The organism is Sorangium sp. So ce119 (genome assembly GCF_051524405.1).
GTDB lineage: Bacteria > Myxococcota_A > Polyangia > Polyangiales > Polyangiaceae > Sorangium > Sorangium cellulosum_G.
The window spans coordinates 11,255,782-11,279,506 of the sequence record NZ_CP150310.1 but is presented as its reverse complement, the minus strand read 5'-3'; the positions used below and the strand labels follow the sequence as shown (position 1 = coordinate 11,279,506).

The following is a 23,725-nucleotide window of genomic DNA, read 5'->3' as shown; positions in this document are numbered from 1 at the left end:
CCGACGAGCTGCGATAGAGTGACCGCCGGGACGCCAGGACGATCGATGAGGACGACGATGAAGCTGACATACTTCCCGGTGCGCGGGCGCATGGAGCCAGCGCGGCTGATGCTGGAGCTGGTCGGCGCGCGCTACGAGCTCGAGACCATCCCCTTCGAGCTCTGGTCGGGACCGGAGGGCAAGGCGCGCATGCTGCGACAGACGCCGTTCGGTCAGCTCCCCGTGCTCCAGGACGGGGACTTCGTCCTTTCCCAGTCCCAGGCGATCAACCGCTATGTGGCGCGCAAGCTGAACCTGTATGGCGCCACGCTCGCGGAGAGCGCGCGCGTCGACGAGGTGACCGAGACCGCCAACGACCTCCTGCACGACATCGGGCTTGTGTGCTGGAGCCCGCGATTCCACGAGATCCGCGCCGAGCACCGGACCGCGACGAGCGAGAAGCTCGACCTGCTGGAGCGGCACTTCAGCCGCACGAGCGCCGACGCGGAGCACTGGGTCCTCGCGGGACGCTACACGCTGGCCGACGCCACGATGGCATTCGCCCTGGAGTCGATATGGCCTCTCCAGCCCGGGCTCCTCGACGACTTCCCGAAGCTCCGGCACGCGATGACGGCGTTCTTCGCGGCCGACGGCGTCCGCAGCTACGTGCGCAGCGCTCGGCGGTTCCGCACCTGGACCACCCCGAGCGCCGCGTTCGGCGGGAAGCCCGAGGAGACCCATCACTGGGCGGCGGACTGAACGGGCCGCGCCGCGATCGGGCCGGTGGGCCCTCGCCCGGACGGCGCGCGAGCGGCAGACCGCGCCGCTGCGCCAGCAACACCCGAGCAGCACCCGCTGCTGCCCTGGCAGCAGCGCAGCGCGGGCTCCAGGGGAGCGCGCACGGGAACGCGGCGGCGGCGCTGGCATGACGTGTGCTCACCGGGCGCCCCCATGACGGGTTCATCGTCGACATCGCGCGTGCAGGCAGCCCTCGATCAGCTCCGTTCCGGGGGCATGGTCATCCTCCTCGACGACGAGGCGCGCGAGGACGAGGGGGATCTCGTCGTGATGGCGGAGCACGCGACGCCGGCGGCCATCAACTTCATGGCCACCCACGGCCGGGGGCTCGTCTGTCTCGCGCTCACGGAGGAGCAGGTGGACCGGCTCGGGCTGCCGCTCATGGCCACCCGGCCGGGCGCTCGCCGGTCGACGGCGTTCACGGTGAGCATCGAGGCGCGCGAGGGCGTCACGACCGGCATCAGCGCGCACGACCGGGCGCGCACGGTCGCCGCCGCGATCGCCCGCGGGGCGTCGCCGCGCGATCTCGTGTCGCCGGGGCACGTGTTCCCGCTCAGGGCGCGCCGCAACGGGGTGTTCGACCGCGAGGGGCACACCGAGGGCGCGGTCGACCTCGCGCGCCTCGCCGGGGGCCTGCCGGCCGCCGTCATCTGCGAAATCATGAACGAAGACGGGACGATGGCGCGCCGTCGGGACCTGTCGCGCTTCGCGGCGCGCCACGGGCTGCCGATCCTCACCCTCGGCGACGTGGTCCGCCACCGGGTGCAGAGCGAGCACGTCGCCGCGCGCGTCCGGACCGCCCCGTTCCGGCCCGCGGGGCTGAGCGGCGAGTGGAAGGCGCACACGTACAGGATCCGGGGCGACCGCCAGCTGCTGCTGCTGACGCTCGGCGCGCCGGCGACCGCCGGCGACCGCGCGGCGCCTGTGTACACCCACCGGGCGGCGCTGGTCTCGGATCTCCTCGGCGACGCCGAGCTGTTCGAGGCGCTGCGAGACATCGAGTCTGCCGGCGTCGGCGCGGTGATCTACGTGTCCCCGCCGGCGCGCCAGGGCGCGCCGGCCGACGACGACGACGCGAGCGTCGGCCTCGAGCTCGCCGTCGCCGCGCGCGAGCTCGGCGTGCTCGGGTATCGCCGGGTCACGCTGCTCGACTCGAGGGCTCCGTGGCCCGCCGGGCCGAAGAAGGAGCTCGATCTGGAGACGGGCGACGCGCCGGGCGCGCCGGAGCTGCACGGGGCGGCGCGCGGACGCGCGGCCCCGGGCCCGGCGCGGGCGCCGCGCGGCGGCGTCGGCAGGGTGGCCGAACCGGAGGACCGCGCGATCGGGTGACCCGCGGCGCCGGGTGAGCCGCGAGGCCGGCGCCGCGCCGGCGTGGCTCACCCGGGCTGTCGTCGCGCGCCCGTCTCCCGGGCCTCTCCTGCCGCAGCCGCTGGCGCCCCCTCCGAGGAGCCCAGCGCGCCGGCCTCGTCGAGGCTCACGCGCCTGTCCCCGTCTCGATCGAGCGCCTTCAGCATCTCGCCGACCACCACCTCGGACGGCGTCTCGGAGGTCGCCCTCGAGACAGCGGCCCTCAGCTCGTCGGCCGAGACGGCGCCGTCCCGGTCGGCGTCGATCGACTCGAACGGCCCGAGCTGGCGCCAGAGCTCCACGGCGAACGACTCGACGAGCACGAGCTTCGGCTCGCGCCCGCTGTCCGCGGGCGGCACCTTCTCCGGATGCTCCTGCGCGAAGCGGACCAGCGGAGCGACGTCATCCATGCCGCCGAGCAGCCCCCGGACGATCGCGATCCGGTACGCGCGATCGTCGACCAGCGGCCGACCGTCGATCACGGCCAGCGCGCCTCGCGCATCCGTGGCCATGCGGTCGTCGATCTGGAGATAACCGCCGTGCTGGGCCGGGGCGCGCGACCGCGACGCGGCGACGGCCTCGCGGACGACGCGGCCGGGCAGGACGACGACAACGACCTCGTTGCTGAACGGGACCTCCGCCTTGAGATCTCCGTAGGTGAAGCGCTCCCGGTACTCGCGGCCGCCGCGGATGCCGCCGCCGTTGAAGAGGCATCCATCCGCCTGGAGCACGTCCCGGATCCGCGAGCAGATCAGCTCTCCGAGCGAGGTCTGCCGCGACCGCGTCCCGACCGACGACAGCGTCTTCCCCGGCGGGAGCCGGAGGAGGGTGGCCGCGTCGAGGTCGCGGACGATTTGCATGTGGCGGTCCACGCGCGCGCGCATCGCCGCGTCCTCGGGGTAGGCGGCGACGTCCTCGAGCCGGACGGTGACCGAGGGCAGGTCGTGCGCGCCGGCGGCGGGCGCCTCGGCCGGCCACGCGAGATCGACGATGGCCGCGCTCGCCGCGTCCGTGCCGGCCTTGACGACCCAGCAGCCGTCCACGTCGTCGATCAGCACCTCGTGCTCGTGGCCGCCGAGGATCACGGGGAAGCGCGGCGCGCGCTGCATCCGCGCGAGCGCGAGGTCATCGTCGCGGATCTGGTGCGTTATCGGGATGACGCAGGCGCAGCCCTCCTCGCGGACGAGCCGGTCGGCCCAGCGGACGGCCGTCTCGTTCGCCGGCTCGATGGCGTACCCCCCGAACGCGCCCCGCCGGTACAGGCCCTGCACGTGGACGAGCAGCCCGAGCAGGCCGACACGGACCGTCCGCCCGCCGGGGCTCGCGACGTCGAGGATCTCGTGCGTGGGCAGCGCCGGCGCGAACGAAGGCATGTTGGTGTTGAGCCACGTTCCCCGGAACTCCTGCACCCGCGCCCTGAGCTCCAGGAGATCGATATCGGCCTCGTGGTTGCCGAAGATGGCGTGCGTGATCGGCAGCGCGTTCATGCAGTCGATCATGCCTCTTCCGTGATCGAGGCTCGACAGCAGGCTCGGCGCGAGGAAGTCGCCGGCCATCACCACCAGGAAGCGATCCGCCGGCCCGGCGGCGTGGTGCCGCACGAGGCTCGCGAGGCGCGGGAGGTTCTCGAGCGAGTACACGTCGTTCACGCAGACGATCCGCAGAGAAGGGCCTCTGGGCGTGCCTTGGGCGCGGTCGGTCATGTCCATCGAAGATAACCCGGCGCGCGCGCCGGTGCTCCTGCGCCGGGAGGTCGAGGGGCGGTTGCCAGGCGGCGGAGATAGGGACGGAGCTCGCGCGTCACCGCATGGAAGGACCGAGGTGTCCGGCGCCTCGCGGCGCGGACGCGCTTCGCGGCATCAGCGCTCGGTGAGGCAATCGTCGAGCGTGGGCGAGGAGAGGACGGGCTGGGCCAGGTCGGCGATGTTCAAGAACTACCGCCACACGCGCGACAGCGCAGCCCCACCGCCGGGCGCGGCGCCCACCGCGCACCGCGCGGCGGCGAGGCTCCATCTCTGAGTTCCGGGGATGTCGGCGCCGTGATCTGAAATTGCGCCGGAGAGCGCCTGTCACACTCTCGCCCGCTCGCCCGATGGTCCCGGCATGAGAGCCGCCGCCCCGACCGCCGTCGCCCTCGTCCTGCTCGCCTGCACCCCCGGCGCCCGCGACGCGGCCCCCACGCCGCCCACGCCGCCCACGCCGCCCGCCGCCGCCATCGCCGCGCCGCCGTCCCCTCCCCCCTGCGCCCGCCGCGGCGCCGGCTCAGCGCCCGCGCCCCTCGACCCGACCCACGCCGGCTCCGGCATCGCCCTCGCGGGCCTCGGCGGCCGCACGCTCGCCTTCGTCGCCGACGAGGACGACGCCGCCCTGCACACCGTCGACCTCGACACGCGCTCCGCGATCGCGCGCACGCCGCTCGCGGGCCGACCCGCCCAGGTGATCGTGCTCGGCGACGGGCGCGTCGTGGCCTCGCTGCGCGACCGCGGCCTGCTCGAGGTGCTCGAGCCGGTCGACGCCGGCGCCGCGCTCGCGCGCCGCTGCCTCGTGCCCGTGGCGAGCGAGCCGGTGGGGCTCGCGATGACGCCCGACCGCGCGACGCTGCTCGTCGCGAGCCGGTGGGGCCACGCGCTCACCAGCTTCGCCACCGACGACCTCCGGCGGCTCGGCGAGCTCCCGCTCGCGCGCGATCCCAGCACGGTCGTCGCATCGGCCGACGGCCAGCGCGCGTTCGTCTCCCACGCGGTCGGCGGCCGCATCAGCGTGGTCGCGCTCGGCGAGGGCGGCGCGCCGACCGGGGCGCGGGAGCTCTCGACCGACGGGGTGGAGTGGCGACCTCGGCCGATCATGTCGAAGAAGTTCATGTCCATCGCGCTCCCCCCGGAGCCGTCCAGGCCGCCCGCGTCCAGCGCGCCCACGCCAGGCGCGTCCGCGCGGCGCGCGGCCTTCGATCCGTTCGGCGGCGCGCCCGTCGTGGAGCACCGCCCGGCGTCGCGCGTCGCGCGCCGCGGCTCGCAGGGCTTCGCGCTCGCGCGCGCGCCGGGCGGCGCCGTCTTCGCGCCCATCGCGCTGGTGGATCCGGGGCCGGAGACGCGTGGCAGCGGCGGCTACGGCGGCGCTCGCGCCCAGACGGTGATCGAGCACATCGCGGTCGTCGACGCGGCGGGCGAGCGCGCGGACGTCCCGCCCGTCTCGAGCAGCCTCGGGACGCTCGGCTGCCAGCTCCCGCGCGCGGCCGCGATCGAGCCCGGCGAGGAGGTCCTGCTCGTCACCTGCCTCGGCCGCGACGAGGTGATCGCCTACGACGCCCGCGCGCAGATCCCCGGCCAGCCGCCGCGGGTCGGGTCGGTGCGGGACCGGGAGCTCTTCCGCGCCCGCGTGGGCGCCGGGCCCACGGCCATCGCCGTGGACAGCGCGCGCCGGCGCGCCGTGGTCTTCTCCCGGTTCGATGGCGAGCTGACGATCCTCCCCGCCGCCCGCGACCCGGGGCCGACCGAGCACCGCGCGCCCGGCAAGGAGCTCGCGGGCGAGCTGCCGGTCGTCGTCCTGCCCCGGGCGTCGCACCTCGACGAGCTGCGCGCGGAGGGCCAGCGGCTCTTCCACGCGGCCGGCGACCGGCGCACCGCGTTCGACGGCCGCGCCTGCGCGAGCTGCCACCCCGACGGCCGCGACGACGCGCTCACCTGGTCGACGCCGGAGGGCCCGCGCCAGACGCCGATGCTGATGGGGCGGCTCGACGGCACCGCGCCGTACGGATGGGAAGGCGACAAGAAGGACCTGGAGGGCCACTTCGCCCGGACGATGTCGCGGCTCGGCGGCAGCGGTCTGCGCCCGGGCGAGCGCGACGCGCTCTTCGCCTACCTCCGCGGCATGCAGCCGCCCGGCGAGGCGGCGGCTCTCGCGGCCGAGGAGCACGCCGTGACCGCGGCGCCGCCGCCCGCCGCCCGCGGCGCCGCCAGCGACGCCGCCGCGCGCGCCGACCTCATCGCGCGCGGCGACGCGCTCTTCCACAGCAGCAAGGCGGGCTGCTCGAGCTGCCACCTCGGCGACGAGCTGACCACCGACGGCGCCCGCCACGACGTGCGGAGCGCGACCCGCTTCGACGCCGCGCGCGCCTTCGAGACGCCCTCGCTGCGCTTCGTCGGCCGGTCCGCGCCGTACTACCACGACGGCCGCTACCCGACACTGCTGGCGCTGGTCGAGGGGGTCGGCGACACCATGGGCCGCACCGCGCACCTGTCGGCCGACGACCGGCGCGCGCTGGTCACCTACCTGGAGTCGCTGTGATCGCCGCGACGGCCGCGCGCCCGCGCGTGGTGTGGGCCGCGCGGGTCAGCCCTCGACGAGCCTCAGGCCGATGATCCCGACCAGGATCACCGCGAGGAACAGGAGCCGGAGCAGCGACGCGCTCTCGCCGAGCGCGACGATCCCTGCGAGCGCCACCCCGAGCGCGCCCACGCCGACCCAGATCGCATAGGCGGTCCCCACGGGCAGGGTCTTCAGCGCGATCGACAGCAGGTAGAAGCTCAGCGCGGCGCCAGCCACGCCGACCACGCTGGGCCAGAGCCGCGTGAAGCCCTCCGTGTGCTTCAGCGCGATGGCCCACACGATCTCCAGGAGACCGGCCCCGACGAGGAGCGCCCACGCCATGGCGACCTCAGGCCGCGAACCCGCCGTCGACCGCGATCGTCGCGCCCGTGATGAAGCGCCCGCCCTCCCCGGCGAGGTGCGCGATCGTGGCGGCGATGTCGTCGGCGCTGCCGTAATGCGGGACCGCGAGCAGGCTCCGCTGCTGGTCCGCCCCAGGGCCGTGGGCCGGGTTCATGTCCGTGTCGATGGGGCCAGGCTGGACGAGGTTGGCGGTGATGCCGCGCGGCCCGAGGTCGCGGGCGAGGCCCTTCGTGAGCCCCACCAGCGCGGCCTTGCTCATCGAGTAGAGGGTGGTGCCCGGCCCCGGCGCCCGGTCGGCAAGGCAGCTCCCGATGCTGATGATGCGCCCGCCAGCGCCCATGCGCCGCGCCGCGGCCTGCGAGGCGAGGAAGACGGCCTTCACGTGGATCGCCAGCGTCCGGTCCACGTCCTCGAGCGTCACGGCCTCGAGCGGCCCCATCAGCGCGATGCCGGCGTTGTTGACGAGGATGTCGATCCGGCCAAGCTCGGCCGCCGTCCGCTCGACCGCACCGACGACCGCCGCCGGATCGGCGCTGTCCGCCGCGATCGCCAGCCCCCGCCGGCCCGCCGCCTCGACCTCGGCGACCACCGCGCGCCCCTTCTCCGCGGCGCTCACGTACGTCAGCGCCACGTCCGCCCCGCCCCGCGCCAGCCTCCTGACGATCGCCGCGCCAATCCCGCGGCTGCCCCCGGTCACCAGCGCCACCTTGCCTGCAAGCTCCAGCATGATTACCTCTTTTCTGTGCCGATCGATACACAATGTATACTCCGCCGCATGAACGGAGGTCAACCGATTTATTTAGTGATCGGCACAGAAAGGTTCGGGTGATGGCAGGACGGGGGCGCCCGCGCAGCTTCGACCGGGCCGCGGCCTTGCGGCGGGCGATGGAGGTGTTCTGGGAGCGGGGCTACGAGGGCACGTCGCTCAGCGACCTCACGGCCGCGATGGGCATCAACTCGCCGAGCCTGTATGCCGCGTTCGGCTGCAAGGAGGCGTTGTTTCGCGAGGCGGTGGCGCTCTACACCGAGGTCGAGGGCGCGGCGGCGAGCCGCGCGATGTGCGAGGAGCCGACGGCGCGCGGGGCGGTCGAGGCGATGCTGCGCGGCAACGCGGAGGCGTACGTGAGCCCGGGCAAGCCGAGCGGCTGCATGATCGTGCTCGCGGCGACGCTCGGCACGCCGGAGAGCGAGGCCGTGCGCTGCCACCTCGCCGAGGTCCGGCGGAGCGCGCAGGACGAGCTCCAGCGCCGGCTGGAGCGCGGCGTCGCCGAGGGCGACCTGCCGGCGGGCACCGACACGGCCGCGCTCGCCGCCTTCTACACGACCGTCCTCAGCGGCCTCTCGATCCAGGCCCGCGACGGCGCCCCGCGCGAGGCGCTCCAGGCGATCGTCGACTGCGCCATGGCCGCCTGGGACGTGCTGGCCAGGCCGCGCGCCGCGGTCTGAGCGGTATCTGAGCGGGGCGAGCGCGCCGGCGCGGCGCTTGTGTCGAGTTGCGTCGAGGCCGGCGGCGGCGATACGTTGAGGTCGTTCGACGCTGTTGTGAGGCCCGCACGAGGTGCGTTGTCATGGGAAATGAGTTCGTCGAGCACCCCTCGCATTCGGCCGAGTACTTCGGCGATACGCGCGATAGCTGGTGGAACCACGATTACGTCGAGCTGCTCGCGCGGCGATGGGGCCTGAGCCGCGTGCGCGAGGTGCTCGACGTCGGGTGCGGCGTCGGGCACTGGGGGCGCGTGCTCGGCGGCGTGCTGCCGAGGGCGGCGCGCGTCACCGGCGTCGATCGCGACCCCGTGTGGGTCGAGAAGGCCGCCGAGCGCGCGGCGGCGCGCGGGGAGGCGGAGCGGTTTCGCTACCAGGTCGGGGTCGCCGAGGCGCTGCCGTTCGACGGCGACACGTTCGATCTCGTGACGTGCCAGACGGTGCTGATCCACGCGGAGGATCCGGGCGCGATGCTCGCCGAGATGGTCCGCGTCACGAGGCCGGGCGGGCTCGTCGCGGTGGCCGAGCCGAACAACCTGGCGGGCGCCCTGCTGAGCGCGGCCGTGCTGCAGGCGCCGGTGGACGAGACCCTCGCCCTCGTGCGCTTCCAGCTCCTGTGCGAGCGCGGCAAGGCGGCCCTGGGCGAGGGGCACAACTCCCTGGGGGAGCTCATCCCCGAGCTCTTCGCCAGGCACGGTCTCACCGATATCCAGGTGTATCTCAACGACAAGGCGAACGTGGTGCTGCCTCCCTACAGGTCGGCGGAGCAGCGGGCGACGGTGGAGGAGATCGCCGACTTCGCGCGGCGCGAGTTCTGGATCTGGAGCCGGGGCGATACGCATCGGTATTTCCTCGCCGGCGGAGGCGAGGAGCAGGAGTTCGAGGGGTGCTGGGCGGCGGCGATGGGGGCGGCCAGGAGGACCGCGGAGGCCATCGCCCGGGGGACGTACGCGAGCGCCGGCGGGAGCGCCGGATACGTGGTGTCGGGGACGAAGCCGTCGCCCCCGTCGAGCAGGCACCTGCAAGGGCGCGTGTACCGGAATCCGTGATCGCCGAGGCGCCCGGCGAACACCCCTCTTCGCGGGCCTGCGGTGGATTGCAGCGCTAGGTCGCCTCGTTCATCGGGCGCAGGACGATCTGCACGATGCGCGAGCGGTCCCGGGGGAGGGCGGCGAGGACGACGGCCTCGGCCACGTCCTCGGCGGTGGAGAAGCCCTGCATGCGCTCGGAGCCCGCGGTGCGGCCGTCGCCGAGCGCGAAGTGGGTCTCGACGCCGCCCGGACAGACGGCGCTCACCTTGATGTTCTCCTGCCAGAACTCGCGGTCGAGCGCCTGCGTCAGGCCGACCTGCGCGAACTTGGAGGCGCAGTAGATGGCCTCGTTCGGATAGCCCTGGAGGCCGGCGACGCTGGCGACGTTGATGATGTGGCCGCCCCCCTGCCGGCGCATGTGGGGGATGACCTCGCGGCAGAACAGCCAGGTCCCCTTCATGTTCGTCGCCATGATGCGGTCGTAGTCGTCCTCCGACCACTCGAGGAAGGGCCGATAGCCGCCGACGCCCGCGTTGTTGACGAGGATGTCGATCCGCCCGAGCTCGCGGATCGCCCGCTCCACGCACGCGGCCACGGAGGCGGCGCGGGTGACGTCGGCCTCGATCATCAGCCCGCGGCCGCCCGCCGCGCGGAGCTCCCGCTCGAGCGCGCCCAGGTCCGCCGCGGTGCGCGCGACGCCGACCACGACGGCCCCCTCGCGGCCCAGCGCGAGCGCGCTGGCCCTCCCGATTCCCCTGCTCGCCCCGGTGATGAGCGCGATCTTGTCCTTCAGGCGCACGGTCTCCCCCTCTCCGCCGCGCGCAGCGTGGAACGAAGCGCCGCTCCCCCGCGCCGGCCGCGGGCACGGTATCACGAGCGCGGCTTGCCGGCGCGCAGCCGGTAGGCGAGTTCGGGCGGAGCGCCGCCCCCGAGACAGGTCCGCGCACGGTCGCCCTCGCTCCCCGGGGGTGACCCTGACGAGCGTCCGGAGTTCACGGACACGCCGCGAAACGCCGGCCAACAGGGCGCATGCCGCGTCGCCCGCGGAGAGCATCGCCCGGTCTGCCGCCTCCGCCGCCTCGATCGGACCGGTGTGCTACCCGGATGCATATGCATCACGTTTGCAATTGACTTTCAGTTGAGCCGATCGCATACGGTGCGCCGCTGGCGGCGATGGCCCCGGCGGCACTGTCATGCTTACGGCAAAGAAGCTTTCGAAGTCCTACGGGGGCGTCCCCGCGCTCGACGCGCTCGATCTCGAGGTCCCGGCCGGCGAGGTGTTCTGCCTCCTCGGCCCGAACGGCGCGGGCAAGACGACCACGCTGAACCTGTTCCTCGGGTTCGCGAGGCCCTCCTCCGGCGCGGCGTACGTGGCCTCCGTCCACGTGGAGCCCGACCCGATCGCGGCGCGGCGGCAGATCGCCTATGTCCCGGAGCAGGTGCGGCTGTATCCGCACCTCACCGGCCGCGAGAACCTCGCGTATTTCCTCGGCCTGTCGCAGGCGCACGTGCCCCCCGCCGCGGAGCTCTCGCGGCTGCTCACCGCGGCCGGGCTGCCCGAGGGCGCCGTGCACCGCCCGGCGAGCGGGTACTCCAAGGGCATGCGGCAGAAGGTGGTCCTCGCCCTGTCGCAGGCGAAGAACGCCGGCGCGCTGCTCCTCGACGAGCCGACCTCGGGCCTCGATCCGGGCGCCGTCCGCGATCTCTGCGCGGCGATCCGGCGCGAGGGCGATCGCGGCGCCGCGGTGCTGATGGTGACGCACGACCTCGGCGCCGTCGCGAGCATCGCGCACCGGATCGGCGTCATGAAGGCCGGCCGGCTGGTCGAGGTCGCGAGCGCCGCCGGCCTGTCCGAGGCCGACATCCTCTCGCTGTACCGCCGCCACTTCGACCCCCCCGGCGGCGCGACTCCCCAGCTCCCGTCGCGCCACGGCGCGTCCGCCGCGCCCACGCCAGAGGCCCTGTCATGACCCCACGCGCGCACACCTCCCGGCTCGCGACCGCGCTCGCCGCGCTCCTCTCGGCCCGCGCCGCCGCGGCGGCGGACCCCACCGCCGCCGCGGCGCCCGCGCCGGCGGGCACCCCCGAGACCGCGGCGCCGGAGGCCTCTCCCGCGCTCGGCGAGGAGGTCGTCGTCATCGGCCAGCGGATCGGACCGCTCGACAGCGCCGACGTCGTGACCTCGGTCGACATCCTCGGCGGCGAGGAGATCCAGAATCAGAGCACCGCCGAGCCGCTCGAGCTGCTCCGGCGCGTGCCGGCGGTCTACGTCGAGTCCTTCAACCAGGGCATCATCAACGCCGACGTGGGGCTCCGCGGCTTCAACACGCAGGGCGACGTCGCCCACACGAAGCTCCTCATCGACGGCATCCCCAGCAATCATCACGTCGGCCTCCCCGACATGAAGGCCGTGTTTCCGCTCGAGATCGAGCGGATCGAGGTCGTCAAGGGTACGAACGACCCGCGCTACGGGCTCAACAACGTCGCCGGCAACATCCACGTCGTCACCCGCAAGACCGGGAGCGAGCGCATCGCCCGGCTCCTCGCCGGGAGCTTCTGGACCGTGGAGCCCCAGGTGCTCGTCGCCGACGAGCGCGGCGCGCTGAGCCAGACCTACTTCGCGGGCTACCGCGGGTCGGACAGCTACCGCGATCACGCGCGCAGCGACAAGGTCGCCGGCTCGGCCAAGTGGTTCTACGAGCCCTCGAGGCAGCTCCGGGTCGGGCTCATCGTGCGCGGCATGCTCCTCGACGCGGACGCCCCGGGCTACCTGTCCGCGGAAGACGCGCGCGCGCGCCCCACGGCGTCGCCCGCCCATTCAGCGACCGACGGCGGCCGGCAGGCGACCCTCCACGCGAGCGTCCATGTGGATCGCGAGCTCACCGAGGGCCTCTCCTGGCAGCTCAAGGGCTACGGGCAGGCGTTCCTGCGGGACCGGTGGGTGAAGTTCGACCCCGATCTCGCCCAGCAGCTCCGGATCGAGGACGACCGGCAATACGGCGCGATCTCGGTGCTCACCTACCGGGCGCGAGAGCCGCGGGCGCTCGACCTCACCCTCGAGTGGGGCGTCGACTACCAGCTCCAGGACAGCAGATACCAGCGCATCCCCACGGTCGACCGCGCGCGGCAAGGCGCCGCGTTCCGCGATGAGGACTTCGACCTCCACGCCATCGGCTCTTACCTGCAGGCGAGCGCGCGCCCGCTCGAGCCGATCCAGCTCGTGGCCGCGCTGCGGGCCGACCGCCTCGCCGGCTCGGGCAGCTTCCTCGAGCAGCCCGAGGGAGAGGCGCCCCGCAGGGTCGATCACGGCCTCAACGACTACGGCTTCATCTGGCAGCCCAAGGCGAGCGTCCTGGTGACGCCGGTGAAGGGGCAGAGCGTGTATGCCAACTACGGTCGATCGTTCCAGATCGGCGCGGGCAAGGGCGCCTACGCCACCCAGGGCACGCCGCTCGATCCGTCGATCAACGACGGCTGGGAGGTCGGCTACCGGTCGAGCGTCTTCCCCTGGCTCAAGGGCCACGTCGCGTACTGGGAGCAGCGCGCGAGCGGCGAGGTGCGGGACAAGGGCGACGGCTCCGGCGACGCCGAGAACGTCGGCGAGACGCTGCGCCGCGGCTTCGACGTCGAGCTCACGCTCCGCCCGTTCGACTTCCTCTCCGTGTGGGGCGCGTTCAGCCGCGCCATCTCCGAGCAGGTCGAGCCGGGCCCGGCGCTCGCCGCGAACAAGGGCAAGGAGCTCGACCACGTCCCGAGCTTCAGCGCCAAGGCCGGGATCGACGTTCACCCCACGCAGGATCTGCTGGTCTCGCTCTGGTGCTACGCGCAGGGCGACTACCACCTGAACAAGGAGAACCGTACCGAGGAGAACGGCTCGCGGAAGGTCGGCGACTACGTCGTCATCAACGCGAGCGCGGCCCACGACGTGTCCGAGTCGATCGCGCTCGGCGTCGAGGTGCACAACCTGCTCGACCAGTCGTACGACACGTCCATCTGGTACAAGGACTTCGGCGCCGCCGGGGCCCAGCACAACCCGGGCGACGCGCGCTCGGCGTACGTGACTGGCACCCTGAGCTTCTGAGGCGCCGCGGTCCCACGGGACCCACAGGGAGTCAGCGCATGAGAGCCCTCTCCACAGCGGCGCGGCACGAGGCCATCCGCGCGCTGCGCAACCGCACCGTCCGCATCGCCGCCGCGCTCGTCGCGGCGCTCCTCGTCGCCGCCTTCCTGCTCGAGGCGGCGCGGCACACCCAGGAGGCCCGCCAGCGCGCGGCCTTCCAGGAGCTGGTCCACCGCCAGTGGGTCGAGCAGCCCGATCGCCACCCGCACCGCGCCGCCCATTACGGCACCTTCGCCTTCCGCGCCCCGAGCCCCCTCGGCTTCTTCGATCCCGGCCTGGAGTCCTTCGCCGGCACGTCGATCTTCCTCGAGCCGCACCAGCGCAACACGCTGAGCTTCAGCGAGGCCGGGCAGTCGAGCGAGCTCGCGCGCTTCGGGACCCCGAGCGCCGCCTTCGTCCTCCAGGTGCTGCTGCCGCTGCTCATCTTCTGCATGACGTTCGCCAGCGTCGCCGGAGAGCGCGAGTCGGGGACATGGCGCCTCGCCGTCTCCCAGGGCGTCGACGCGCGCGTCCTCGTCGCCGGCAAGGTCCTCGGGACGCTGCTCGCCGTCGCGCTGTGGCTCGCGCCGCTCCTCGCGCTCGCGCTCGCGGCCGCCCTGCTCGCGGGCGTGCTCGACGCCTCCAGGGACACGCTCCTCCGCGCGGCCGTGCTCGCGGGCGGATACGCCGTTTATCTGGCGGCCTGCACGGCGCTCGGCGTGCTCGTCTCGTCGTTCCACCGCCGCGCGCAGGGCGCCCTCCTGACGCTCCTCGGCCTGTGGGTCGCGCTCTGGATCGTCGTGCCGCGGCTCGCCACCCAGGCCGCGAGCCGCCTCCACCCGACGCCGTCGCGGGCCCAGGTCGAGCTCGACCTCGCGCACGCGATCCGCGAGGTCGGAGACAGCCACGACCCGAACAACCCCCACTTCCAGGAGCTCCGGCGCCGCACGCTGGCCGAGCACGGCGCGTCGCGCGTCGAGGACCTCCCGGTGAACTACGGCGGCGTCGTGATGCGCGAGGGGGAGAAGGTCACGACGGCGGTGTTCAACGACTATTACACGCGCCTGTTCGAGGCGCACCGCGCCCAGGACGCGCTCGCGCTCCGCGCCGGCCTGTTCACGCCGCTGCTCGCGATCCGGTCGTTCTCGATGGGGATCGCCGGAACCGACGCCCACCACCTCGTCGACTTCGAGGAGCAGGCCGAGGCGTACCGCTACGCCTTCATCCAGCACCTGAACCATCTCCACGCCACGAAGATCCACTGGCACGACGACAAGGCGCAGCGGGTCGACCGGGCGGAATGGAGCGAGTTCGCTCCCTTCCAGCAAAGGAAGGCTCCCGCCGCGTGGGCGCTGTCCCGCGTGGCGCCCGCCGGCCTCGCCGTGCTCGCGTGGGCGGCGGCGCTCTCGCTCGCCGTCGCGCTCTTCACCCGCCGCCACGGAGAGGCGTCATGAGCTCCTTTTCCTCACGTTCCTCACGCTTTCTCGCGCGTGCGCGCCTGGAGCTCCGCCAGATGCTCCGCGCGCGGACAGCCCTCGTCGTCGCCTCCCTCCTGCTCGTCGCCGGCGTCGCCGCCATCGTCGACGGCGCGGCCCGGGTCGCGCACGAGCGCGAGGTCATCGCGGCGCTCGAGCCAGCGCTCAGGGAGGAGGAGAGCTACCTCCGCAAGACGCACGCGCCGGAGGACGATCTCGGCCTCGTCCTCTACTACCTCGCGATGCCGCTCGCGCACGAGCCGACCGCGTGGACGGCGCTCTCGACCGGGCTGCGCGACGTGCACCCGTACAGCCGGCACCTGCGCTTCATCGGCCTCGTGCCGCAGCTCTACAAGACCGACATCGCCAATCCGCTGAAGCAGCTCTCCGGCAGCTTCGATCACGGGTTCGTCCTCATCTTCCTCGTCCCGCTCTTCATCATCGGCGTGAGCTACGATGTCCGGTCGCGCGACGACGATCTCGGCACGGAGCCGCTCGTCTGCTCCCAGCCGACGCGCCTGTCCCGCGTGCTCGCCCTCCGGCTCGCGCTGCGCGCCGCGCTGGTCTCCGCCGTCACGCTCGCGCTGCTCGCCTTCGCCGTCGCCTGGCTCGGCCTCCCGCTCGACGCGCGCGCCGGCGCCTTCGCGCTCGCGTCGCTCGCGTACATCGCGCTCTGGTTCGTCGTCGTGTTCCTCGTGGCCTCGCTGCGCCGCTCGTCCGCGTGGAACGCCATCTCGCTCGTGGGCGCGTGGATCGCGTGGTGCGTCCTCCTGCCCGCGCTCGTCAACCTCGCGATCATCACCGCCTCTCCCGCCCACGGCGGCGTCGAGCTCACCCTCGCGCAGCGGCAGGAGATGAACGCCGGCTGGGACCGGCCGAAGCGCGCCACCGTCGATCCGTTCTTCGCGCGCCGGCCCGAGTGGGCCAGGACCCCGGTGCCGGAAGACCGCTTCTCCTGGCCCTGGTACTACGCCATGCACGAGATGGGCGACGCGCACGTCGCCCGGCAGGTCGAGGACTACCACGCTGCGCTCGCGCGCCGGGAGCAGTGGACGGCGCGGGCCGCCCTCGTCCTGCCGCCGCTCGCGCTGGAGCTCGTGCTCGACCGGATGGCGGGCACGGACATGGCCACGGAGCTCGCCTTCAGGGACAGCATCGCCGCCTACCACGAGCAGCTCAAGCAGTACTTCTATCCGCTCGTCTTCAACGACAAGGGCCTCGCCGCGTTCGACATCGACGCCGTCCCGCGCCACCGCTTCGACGGCGCCCCGCGACCCGTGCACCTCTCCGGGCTCGCGGGGCTGCTCGGCGTCCTCGCGCTGCTCGGCGCGGCGCTCCCGCTGGCCGTCCGACGCATGGACGCGACGCCGTGGCTGGAAGAGGCGAGCGCCTCGATCAAGGGCTCTTCCCGGCCGGCCGTCGGCCAGGGGTCGTCGAGCGCCCCTTACACGCTGATGACCGGCGACGAGAAAGCAAGAGAGACGTGAACCATGGATGACCGAACGCCGCGGATCGAGGACATTCACGGTCTGGCGCTGGACCCTCGCGAGGTCGCCGCGCTCGCCGAGCCGATCCGACGATTCTATGTCTCCCTGCCGCCCATGCTCTCCGCCGAGGAGATCGAGCAGGTCAACCGGGGCACCAAGGTCCTGGGAGGCGATTACGTCTACCGCGGGCTCGAGTTCGCCGTCCCGTCCGGCGTCCTCGTGCCCGGCGGGACGAGCGAGGTGATCTTCGACGCCCTCCACGAGGGGCTCGTCGAGACGCAGGGCGCCTCGGTCATCGTGATGGGGTGCGGGGCGGGCGTCGAGCCCGTCCTCGCGCGGCAGCGCGGCGCCCGCGAGATCCACGCGATGGACATCCATGAAGCGAGCGTCGCGTCGAGCCTCGCGAGCTTCGAGCGGCACACGGGCGCGCGCGACCCCGGAAGGCACCACTTCCTTGTCTCGGACCTCTTCTCCGCGCTGCCGCCCGGGAGGCGCGCCGACGTGATCCTCTTCAACCCGCCCGCGAACCCGCTGCGCTCCGACGATCCCGATCTCACGCGGGTGAACTTCTCGGGCTCCGCGATCATGGTGAGCTTCTTCGACGAGATCGCCTCTCGAGCGCTGCTCGCGCCGGGGGGCAGGGTCGTCACCGTGCTCTCGAACGCCAGCGACCTCCAGGGCATCACGGCGCACGCGCTGCGCCGCGGCTTCAAGCCCGAGCTCCTGAAGCGGAAGACCTGGCCCGCTCCCTACGACAAGATCCTGACACACCTCCTCTCCTTCGCGCTGTGACGAGGGTTTGATCGATGTCCCAGCACCGCACGCGGTCACGCCAGGAGGCCTTGAGCTTCGGGTCGTACTGGAAGCTCGCGCTCCCCCTCACCCTCGCCGGTCTGTCGGGTCCGATCATGAACGCGACCGACACCGCCGTCATGGGGCACTTCGGCGACGCGGCCACGATGGGGGGAGTCGCCGTCGGCAGCCAGATATTCAACACCCTTTACTGGCTCCTCGGCTTCTTCCGGACCAGCACGAGCGGCTTCGCGGCTCAGGCGCGCGGCGCCGACGACCGCCAGGAGGCCGCGTTGCAGCTGTTCCGCCCGATGGTCTTCGCCGGCCTGGTCGGCTGCGTCTTTCTGCTGCTGCAGGGCCCCCTCGGGGCCCTCGGCCTCGATCTGATGGGGGCCCACGGGCAGGTCGAGTCCCACGCAGCGGCCTACTACGAGGCGCGCATCTGGGGGGCTCCCGCGGTGTTGATGGGCTACGTGGTCGCGGGCTGGCTCATCGGGATGGCCGAGGTCCGCTGGGCGATGCTGCTCTATGTCGGGATGGACCTGCTCAACCTCGTCCTGACCGTCACCTTCGTCACCGCGCTCGACCTCGGGGTGGGCGGCGTCGCCTGGGCCACCGTGCTCGCCGAGGTGACGAAGGTCGTCGTCGGCTTCCTGGTGATCTGGCGCAGAGGCCACCTGCGAGGCGTCCAGTTAAGGTGGCAGCACCTCGTCGATCTGCACGCCATCACCCGCATGTGGCGGGTGAACAGCGACGTCCTCGTGCGCACGACCTGCCTGCTCGGCGTCTTCGGCTGGATCACCCGCCAGAGCGCGCTCCTCGGCCCCGAGGTCCTGGCCGTCAACGCGATCCTCATGCACATGCAGCTCGTCATCTCCAGCGCGCTGGGCGGGCTCGGGAACACCGCGGGGATGCTCGCCGGCGAGGCGATAGGTGCCCAGTCCCGGGAGCGCTTTCACGACACGATCCGGCTCTCGTTCTGGACGGCCTCGCTGTCCGCGCTGGCCATCAGCCTCGCGTGCGTCGTCGCGCAGCCGGCCATCCTCGGGCTGTTCACGCCGCTCGAGTCGATCGCGCAGATGACCGGCCGCTACTTCATCTGGATGGTCCTGTTCCCGGTCGCGATCTTCTGGAGCATGATCCTCGAGTGCGTCTTCACGGGCGCGACCCGGGCCGCCCCCGTCCGCAACTCGCTGCTCGCCGCCACCCTGGTCTTCTTCGTCACCTGGCCTGTCTTCTCGACGCGCTGGGGCAACCACGGGCTCTGGATGGCCTTCCTCCTGTTCAGCCTGACGCGCTCTGTCTATCTCCACCTGGCGCTCCCGAGGCTCCTGCCGGTGGCGTTCCCGGCGCGCTCTCGAGAGCCCGTCACCGCCTGACGCCCGCTCCGGGCCGCGCTCCCTCCACCTCCAGACAGGAGAGTGCTCGATGTGTTCGATCGCTGGCATCTTCAACAAGAAGCGGCCCATCGGCGCCGCGCAGCACGACGAGATGGCGTCGCTCCTCGAAGCGATGCACCACCGCGGGCCGGACGCGCGGGGCGCCGTGCAATGCGCGAGCTGGGCGCTCCTCGGCAGCAACCGGCTGCGCATCACCGACGCCGGGAACCCCGGCGCGGACATGCCGCTCACCTCGGCCGATCAGCGCCTCACCATCGTCTTCAACGGCGAGATCTACAACCACCGCGACCTGCGCGCGCGGCTGTCGCGGTTCCCGTTCAGGACCGCCTCGGACACCGAGGTCATCCTCGCGGCGTACGAGGCCTGGGGGCTCGCCTGCGTGGAGGAGCTCGAGGGCATGTTCGCCTTCGCCCTGTTCGACAGCGCGACGCAGACGGGGCTCATCGCCTGCGACCCCACCGGGCAGAAGACGGTTTACCTGTGGGAGGACGACGACGCCCTGGTCTTCGCCTCGGAGATCGACCCGCTCGTCAAGGACCCCTACCGCAGGAAGGACTGGGACCTCGACGGCCTCGCGGAGTTCACCGCGCACCGCTTCATCCTGGGCAGCACCACGCACATCCGGCAGATCCGCAAGCTCGAGTCGGGCACCTGGCTGACCAGGACGCCCGAGCGCCAGGAGACAGCGCGCTATTACCGGATCCCGCGCGGCGACCTGACGAGGACCGACGTCCCCGCGCTCCGGCAGGAGATCAGGAATGCCGTGGTCGACGGCTGCCGCAGGACGTTCGACCTCGAGGTCCCCTACGGCCTCCTGCTGAGCGGCGGCATCGACTCCACCGCCGTCCTCGCCGCGGCCCGCCGCGCCGGCCTGCCCATGAAGACGTTCTCCATCGGATTTCGGCCGACCGGTCAGCTCCTCCCGAAGAGCACCAGCGTCTTCGACGAGTTCGCCTATTCGAGAGCGCTCGCCCGGGAGTACGCGACGCAGCACACCGAGATCACCCTGTCGGACACCGACTACTGCGCTTACCTCGACCGGTGGATCGAGACCGCCGGCGAGCCGCTGGGGTCTCAGGAGGCGCCCTGCCTGATCCGGCTCTTCGAGGAGGCCGGGCGAGAGACGCGCGTCATCTTCTCCGGGAGCGGGCCCGACGAGATCTTCGACGGCTACTCCTATGGCCGGGCGCTGGCGGACGTGCCCCTCCCCGAGCTCGCCGAGCGCTACTACGGCGCCTTTCACTGGTCCGGGAACACCGATCTGGGGCAGCTCATGCCTCACCACGACGCCGCGCGACTGACCAGCAGCAAATACCGCCAGATCCTCTCGCTCTACGGCGACTGGCCGCTCGACAGCCTGCAGGCCGTGCAGCTCCTGCACTTCCACGGCCGGCTCGTCGTCTACGAGTTCCGGCAGATGGACCTCATCAGCATGCGCCACAGCGTCGAGGCCCGCTCGCCCCTCGCGAGCACCGAGATCGTCCGCCTCGCCTTCGATTTCCAGAGCAAGCTGAAGCAGCTCGACGGCTCCGAGAAGGGGATCTACAAGCAGGCCCTCGCCGATCTCGTCCCCCCGGTCATCGCCTCGCGCAAGAAGCAGGGATTCCCCATCCCGGCGGAGATGTGGTTCTCGAGGCCGTTCGCGGAGAGGGCTGCCATCCTCTTCGATCAGGGCTGCGTGCTGAGCAGCGCCGGGCTCGTCGACCAGAGATACCTGAGGAGGCTCTGGGAGGATCCGGACCCGGCCACGCGCAACCTGTTCTCCCGCCTGTACACGGCCGAGGGCATCCTCCGGCGCCAGGCGCCGCATCTGGCGCCGTCGCGGGCCCCCTGACCCCGAGGCGCGCCGTGCCGGGAAACGACAGCCCAGCCGCAACGCTCGCGCGTATTAAATGCAATTCATTTACAATTGACATTTGGTTTCTCATGCCACATAAGTGGCCTGCCAGCGTCGGCGAGCCCGCCGGCGCTCCCGTCATGCTTGCGGCGCAGCGGCCTCCGGATCCGCGCGGCGAAGCCCTCGCGCGCGGCGCGCATGGCCTCGAGATCATACGGCACGCCCGACGAGCTCGCGCCTGATCTCCCGTCGTGCCCCGGTACGCCCTCGGCGCCACGGCTTCGCGCCCCCTGTTGCCTGTCGGTCGCGGCGCCGTGATTCGAAGGGGCACGTTGCTCAGGAAGGGAGTCCTCATGGATTTGATGGTCGAGCCGATCGCGAGCCCTCTTCCCGAACCACCGCCATGGACGGCGGCGCGGGCGCGCCTTTTGTCGGAGGGATACGCCGTGATCCCGGGCGTCCTCGCGCAGGACGAGGTGGGCCGCTATCACGCCCTCGCGCGTGGGATCCTCGCGCCGCAGCGATCCAGGGAGTACCAGGAGAAGCACGTCGCGATCGGCAGCCTGTTCGATATCCTCCGCGAGCCGGGGCTCGTCGACCTCATCGGGCATCCCCGGGCCCTCGCGGCCCTCCGCGGCCTCGGGTGCGACGAGCCGCGCTACTTGCACGGCATCGTCTTCAACAAGCTGCCGAGGACGCCGCGGACCTTCTGGCACCAGGACTGCACCACCTGGAGCCACCCGATCGCGTACGAGCCGGAGCCGCGCGAGCTGATCCTCATCTATTACCTCGTGGACACGACGCCCCACAACGGCTGTCTCCGCGTGATCCCGGGCAGCCACCTGAGGCGCCACCCGCTCCATGAGCCCCTGCACGGCGCCTGCATTCCGGATCTGGAGCGCATGCGGGATCCGAGCTCGCCCGTCTTCCAGAGCTACCCCGATGAGGTCTCGATCCCGGTCGAGGCCGGCGATCTGGTCGTGGTCGACGTGCGCCTCCTGCACGCCACGCACGCGAACGACAGCGACGCGGAGCGCACCGCGCTGAGCCTCTGGTACATCCCGTCCTCTCGCGATCTCCCCGAGCGCGTCCGCGCCCGCTTCACGCTCCGGACGGGGCTCGACGAGCGGCTCCCGTACGTGCCGGCGGGCTGGCCCGAGGACGCCGCAGCGCGGCTCCGCGCTCTCCTGCCGGCGGCTTACGAGGGCAGCTCCGCACCCCTGCCCTGGCACACCGATCCTGACGAACGGCTCTGCTGATCTGGAGGGCAACATGAACACGGTCATCGACTCTTCGCTTTCGACACGCATTCACCGCATCTACAGCGAGCTCGCGAGCCTGGGCTCCCTCGAGCCGAGCCAGCGGGTGAATCACCTGTTCAGCGAGCTCGTGAGCATCTCCATGTCCCGCTCGCGCGGCGAGGCCGACGAGGTGCTCGGAGATCCCGCCGTGAGCGCGATCCGGGAGGGCCTGTGGCGCGTCTGTTCGCGCGGCGAGTACGAGCTGGAGCGCCACTGGGCGCGGCGCATCGCCGCCGCGGACGACCCTGCGGCCGAGCTCCGGAGCTTCCCGTACGCCGCGAACTACGACAAGCTGACCCGGCTCGAGCTCTCCGGCCTCCGGGGCGCGCGCGACGAGCTGCCGCGGCGCGTGCTCTTCATCGGCTCCGGTCCGCTCCCCTTCACCTCGATCCTGCTCGCGGAGCGCCTCGGCCTCCCCGTCAGCAACATCGACGTCGACGAGGAGGCGTGCGCCGACGCCCGCTCGCTCGCGCGTCGGCTCGGGCTCTCGGACAGGCTCAGCTTCGCCTGCGCCGACGCCCTGGCCTGCTCCGACCTCTCGGAGTTCGACTGCGTGTTCCTCGCCGCGCTCGTCGGCATGAACCGGCGCGAGAAGAGCCGCCTGCTCGACCACCTCCACGGGGTGATGCGCCCGGGCGCGCTGCTCCTCGTCCGCAGCTCGCAGCGACTACGCACGCTGCTCTACCCCGAGGTCGACATCCAGGGAATGGCGCCGTTCGAGCCGCTCCTGGAGATCCATCCGCACGACGAGGTGATCAACTCGGTGATCATCGCGGAGCGGCCCGGGCACGACCGGATCGCCGGCTGAAGAGGCGACATGCTAAGGTCCCGGCCCGTCAGGACCCGGCCGAGGAGCCCACCATGACCACGCCTGCGATCCCCTCGAAGCTGCCGTCGACCGGCGTCAGCATCTTCACGGTGATGACGCGCCTCGCGAACGAGCACGGCGCCATCAACCTGTCGCAGGGCTTCCCGGACTTCGACTGCGCGCCGGAGCTGGTCGAGACCGTGGCCCGCCACATGCGCGCCGGCCACAACCAGTATGCCCCCATGCAGGGCGTGCTGGCCCTGCGCGAGGCGCTCTCCGCGAAGATCGAGCGGCTCTATGGCCGCCGCTACGACCCGGCGACCGAGATCACGATCACCTCGGGCGCGACCGAGGGCATCTTCAGCACGCTGACCGCGTTCGTCCGGCCCGGCGACGAGGTCATCCTGTTCCAGCCCTGCTACGACTCCTACGCGCCGGCCGTGCTGCTGAACGGCGGCAAGCCCGTGTTCGTCACGCTCCGCTATCCGGAGTACCGCGTCGACTGGGACGAGGTGCGGCGCGCGATCACGCCGCGGACCCGGCTCCTGCTCATCAACTCGCCGCACAACCCGACCGGCACGATGCTCTCGGCCGACGACATGCGCGAGCTCGCGCGGGTGGTGGACGGGACCGACGCCCTCGTCGTCGGCGACGAGGTGTACGAGCACATCCTCTTCGACGGGCGCCGGCACGAGAGCCTCGCGCGGTATCCGGAGCTGGCCGACCGCTCCGTGGTCATCAGCTCGTTCGGGAAGACGTACCACACGACCGGCTGGAAGGTGGGCTATTGCGCGGCGCCGCAGCCGCTCTCGGCCGAGATCCAGCGAGTGCACCAGTTCGTGACGTTCGCGGTGAACGCGGCCATCCAGCTCGCGTATGCCGAGGTCGTGGCGCGCGATCCGCTCGCCGCCGATCTCGCGCCCTTCTACCAGGCGAAGCGCGACCGGTTCCTGAAGCTCATCGAGGGCTCGCGGTTCCGCCCGCTGCCGTGCGAGGGCACGTATTTCCAGCTCGTCGACACCTCCGAGATCACGACCGAGCGAGACGCCGATTTCGCGCTGCGCCTCATCCGCGAGCACGGCGTCGCCTCGATCCCGATCTCCCCGTTCCTCTCCGGCGTGGAGCCCGGGCCCGTCCTGCGGTTCTGCTTCGCCAAGCGGGACGAGACGCTCGAGCGCGCGGCGGAGCGGCTGCGCCTGGTCTGAGGGGCGGCGCCCCGCG

20 protein-coding genes are annotated in these 23,725 nt (G+C 72.4%); 16 read left to right on the top strand and 4 right to left on the bottom strand.

Features of this window, described 5'->3' with window-relative positions; genetic code table 11:
• The first annotated feature begins 57 nt into the window (after nt 1-57).
• Both WME76_RS42565 and ribB read left to right on the top strand, forming a co-directional pair.
• Nucleotides 58-738, top strand: a complete 681-nt coding sequence (locus WME76_RS42565) for a glutathione S-transferase family protein (protein ID WP_437957878.1) — start codon at nt 58-60, stop codon at nt 736-738.
• Between the two features lie 219 nt (nt 739-957).
• Nucleotides 958-2,106: a 3,4-dihydroxy-2-butanone-4-phosphate synthase gene (gene ribB / locus WME76_RS42560; protein ID WP_437957877.1), complete on the top strand. Its 1,149-nt coding sequence runs from the start codon at nt 958-960 to the stop codon at nt 2,104-2,106.
• Nucleotides 2,107-2,153: 47 nt separating this feature from the next.
• Here ribB and WME76_RS42555 read toward each other — a convergent pair whose 3' ends face one another.
• The gene (locus WME76_RS42555) at nt 2,154-3,827 is read right to left on the bottom strand and encodes a 5'-nucleotidase C-terminal domain-containing protein (protein WP_437957876.1); all 1,674 of its coding nucleotides are present in this window, start codon (nt 3,825-3,827) and stop codon (nt 2,154-2,156) included.
• A gap of 166 nt (nt 3,828-3,993) precedes the next feature.
• On the opposite strand from WME76_RS42555, the gene WME76_RS42550 reads away from it, so the two are divergent.
• Nucleotides 3,994-4,143 carry a hypothetical protein gene (locus WME76_RS42550; RefSeq protein WP_437957875.1) on the top strand — a complete coding sequence of 50 codons (150 nt, stop codon included), beginning with the start codon at nt 3,994-3,996 and terminating at the stop codon, nt 4,141-4,143.
• A gap of 84 nt (nt 4,144-4,227) precedes the next feature.
• Nucleotides 4,228-6,408, top strand: coding sequence for a cytochrome C peroxidase (locus WME76_RS42545; protein WP_437957874.1), 2,181 nt, complete (start codon nt 4,228-4,230; stop codon nt 6,406-6,408).
• Between the two features lie 45 nt (nt 6,409-6,453).
• On the opposite strand, the gene WME76_RS42540 is transcribed toward WME76_RS42545, so the two are convergent.
• Nucleotides 6,454-6,771, bottom strand: coding sequence for a DMT family transporter (locus WME76_RS42540; protein WP_437957873.1), 318 nt, complete (start codon nt 6,769-6,771; stop codon nt 6,454-6,456).
• Between the two features lie 7 nt (nt 6,772-6,778).
• Nucleotides 6,779-7,519 carry a 3-oxoacyl-ACP reductase family protein gene (locus tag WME76_RS42535; RefSeq protein WP_437957872.1) on the bottom strand — a complete coding sequence of 247 codons (741 nt, stop codon included), beginning with the start codon at nt 7,517-7,519 and terminating at the stop codon, nt 6,779-6,781.
• 101 nt (nt 7,520-7,620) lie between these two features.
• Between WME76_RS42535 and WME76_RS42530 the strand changes: the two genes are divergently transcribed.
• Complete coding sequence (locus WME76_RS42530) at nt 7,621-8,238, top strand: TetR/AcrR family transcriptional regulator (RefSeq protein WP_437957871.1); 618 nt, start codon at nt 7,621-7,623, stop codon at nt 8,236-8,238.
• Nucleotides 8,239-8,360: 122 nt separating this feature from the next.
• Nucleotides 8,361-9,323: a class I SAM-dependent methyltransferase gene (locus tag WME76_RS42525; RefSeq protein WP_437957870.1), complete on the top strand. Its 963-nt coding sequence runs from the start codon at nt 8,361-8,363 to the stop codon at nt 9,321-9,323.
• A gap of 55 nt (nt 9,324-9,378) precedes the next feature.
• On the opposite strand, the gene WME76_RS42520 is transcribed toward WME76_RS42525, so the two are convergent.
• Nucleotides 9,379-10,104, bottom strand: coding sequence for an SDR family oxidoreductase (locus WME76_RS42520; protein ID WP_437957869.1), 726 nt, complete (start codon nt 10,102-10,104; stop codon nt 9,379-9,381).
• 394 nt (nt 10,105-10,498) lie between these two features.
• On the opposite strand from WME76_RS42520, the gene WME76_RS42515 reads away from it, so the two are divergent.
• The 10 genes from WME76_RS42515 to WME76_RS42470 all read left to right on the top strand — a co-directional run bounded on the left by WME76_RS42515 (nt 10,499) and on the right by WME76_RS42470 (nt 23,709).
• Nucleotides 10,499-11,275, top strand: a complete 777-nt coding sequence (locus WME76_RS42515; protein ID WP_437957868.1) for an ABC transporter ATP-binding protein — start codon at nt 10,499-10,501, stop codon at nt 11,273-11,275.
• Nucleotides 11,272-13,386 carry a TonB-dependent receptor gene (locus WME76_RS42510; RefSeq protein WP_437957867.1) on the top strand — a complete coding sequence of 705 codons (2,115 nt, stop codon included), beginning with the start codon at nt 11,272-11,274 and terminating at the stop codon, nt 13,384-13,386. Before WME76_RS42515 ends, WME76_RS42510 begins: the two co-directional genes overlap by 4 nt.
• Nucleotides 13,387-13,424: 38 nt before the next feature.
• On the top strand, nt 13,425-14,858 hold the full coding sequence (locus tag WME76_RS42505; RefSeq protein ID WP_437957866.1) for an ABC transporter permease: 1,434 nt from the start codon (nt 13,425-13,427) through the stop codon (nt 14,856-14,858).
• Between the two features lie 59 nt (nt 14,859-14,917).
• Nucleotides 14,918-16,366, top strand: coding sequence for a DUF3526 domain-containing protein (locus WME76_RS42500; protein WP_437957865.1), 1,449 nt, complete (start codon nt 14,918-14,920; stop codon nt 16,364-16,366).
• 3 nt (nt 16,367-16,369) lie between these two features.
• Nucleotides 16,370-17,158, top strand: a complete 789-nt coding sequence (locus tag WME76_RS42495) for a methyltransferase (protein WP_437957864.1) — start codon at nt 16,370-16,372, stop codon at nt 17,156-17,158.
• A 14-nt stretch (nt 17,159-17,172) separates the two neighbouring features.
• A complete protein-coding gene (locus WME76_RS42490) occupies nt 17,173-18,537 on the top strand; it encodes an MATE family efflux transporter (RefSeq protein ID WP_437957863.1) in 1,365 nt (454 codons plus the stop codon).
• A 49-nt stretch (nt 18,538-18,586) separates the two neighbouring features.
• Nucleotides 18,587-20,392, top strand: a complete 1,806-nt coding sequence (asnB, locus tag WME76_RS42485) for an asparagine synthase (glutamine-hydrolyzing) (RefSeq protein WP_437957862.1) — start codon at nt 18,587-18,589, stop codon at nt 20,390-20,392.
• 449 nt (nt 20,393-20,841) lie between these two features.
• Nucleotides 20,842-21,654: a phytanoyl-CoA dioxygenase family protein gene (locus tag WME76_RS42480; RefSeq protein ID WP_437957861.1), complete on the top strand. Its 813-nt coding sequence runs from the start codon at nt 20,842-20,844 to the stop codon at nt 21,652-21,654.
• A 13-nt stretch (nt 21,655-21,667) separates the two neighbouring features.
• Nucleotides 21,668-22,504, top strand: coding sequence for a nicotianamine synthase family protein (locus WME76_RS42475; protein WP_437957860.1), 837 nt, complete (start codon nt 21,668-21,670; stop codon nt 22,502-22,504).
• A gap of 53 nt (nt 22,505-22,557) precedes the next feature.
• A complete protein-coding gene (locus WME76_RS42470) occupies nt 22,558-23,709 on the top strand; it encodes a methionine aminotransferase (protein WP_437957859.1) in 1,152 nt (383 codons plus the stop codon).
• Nucleotides 23,710-23,725: the final 16 nt, after the last annotated feature.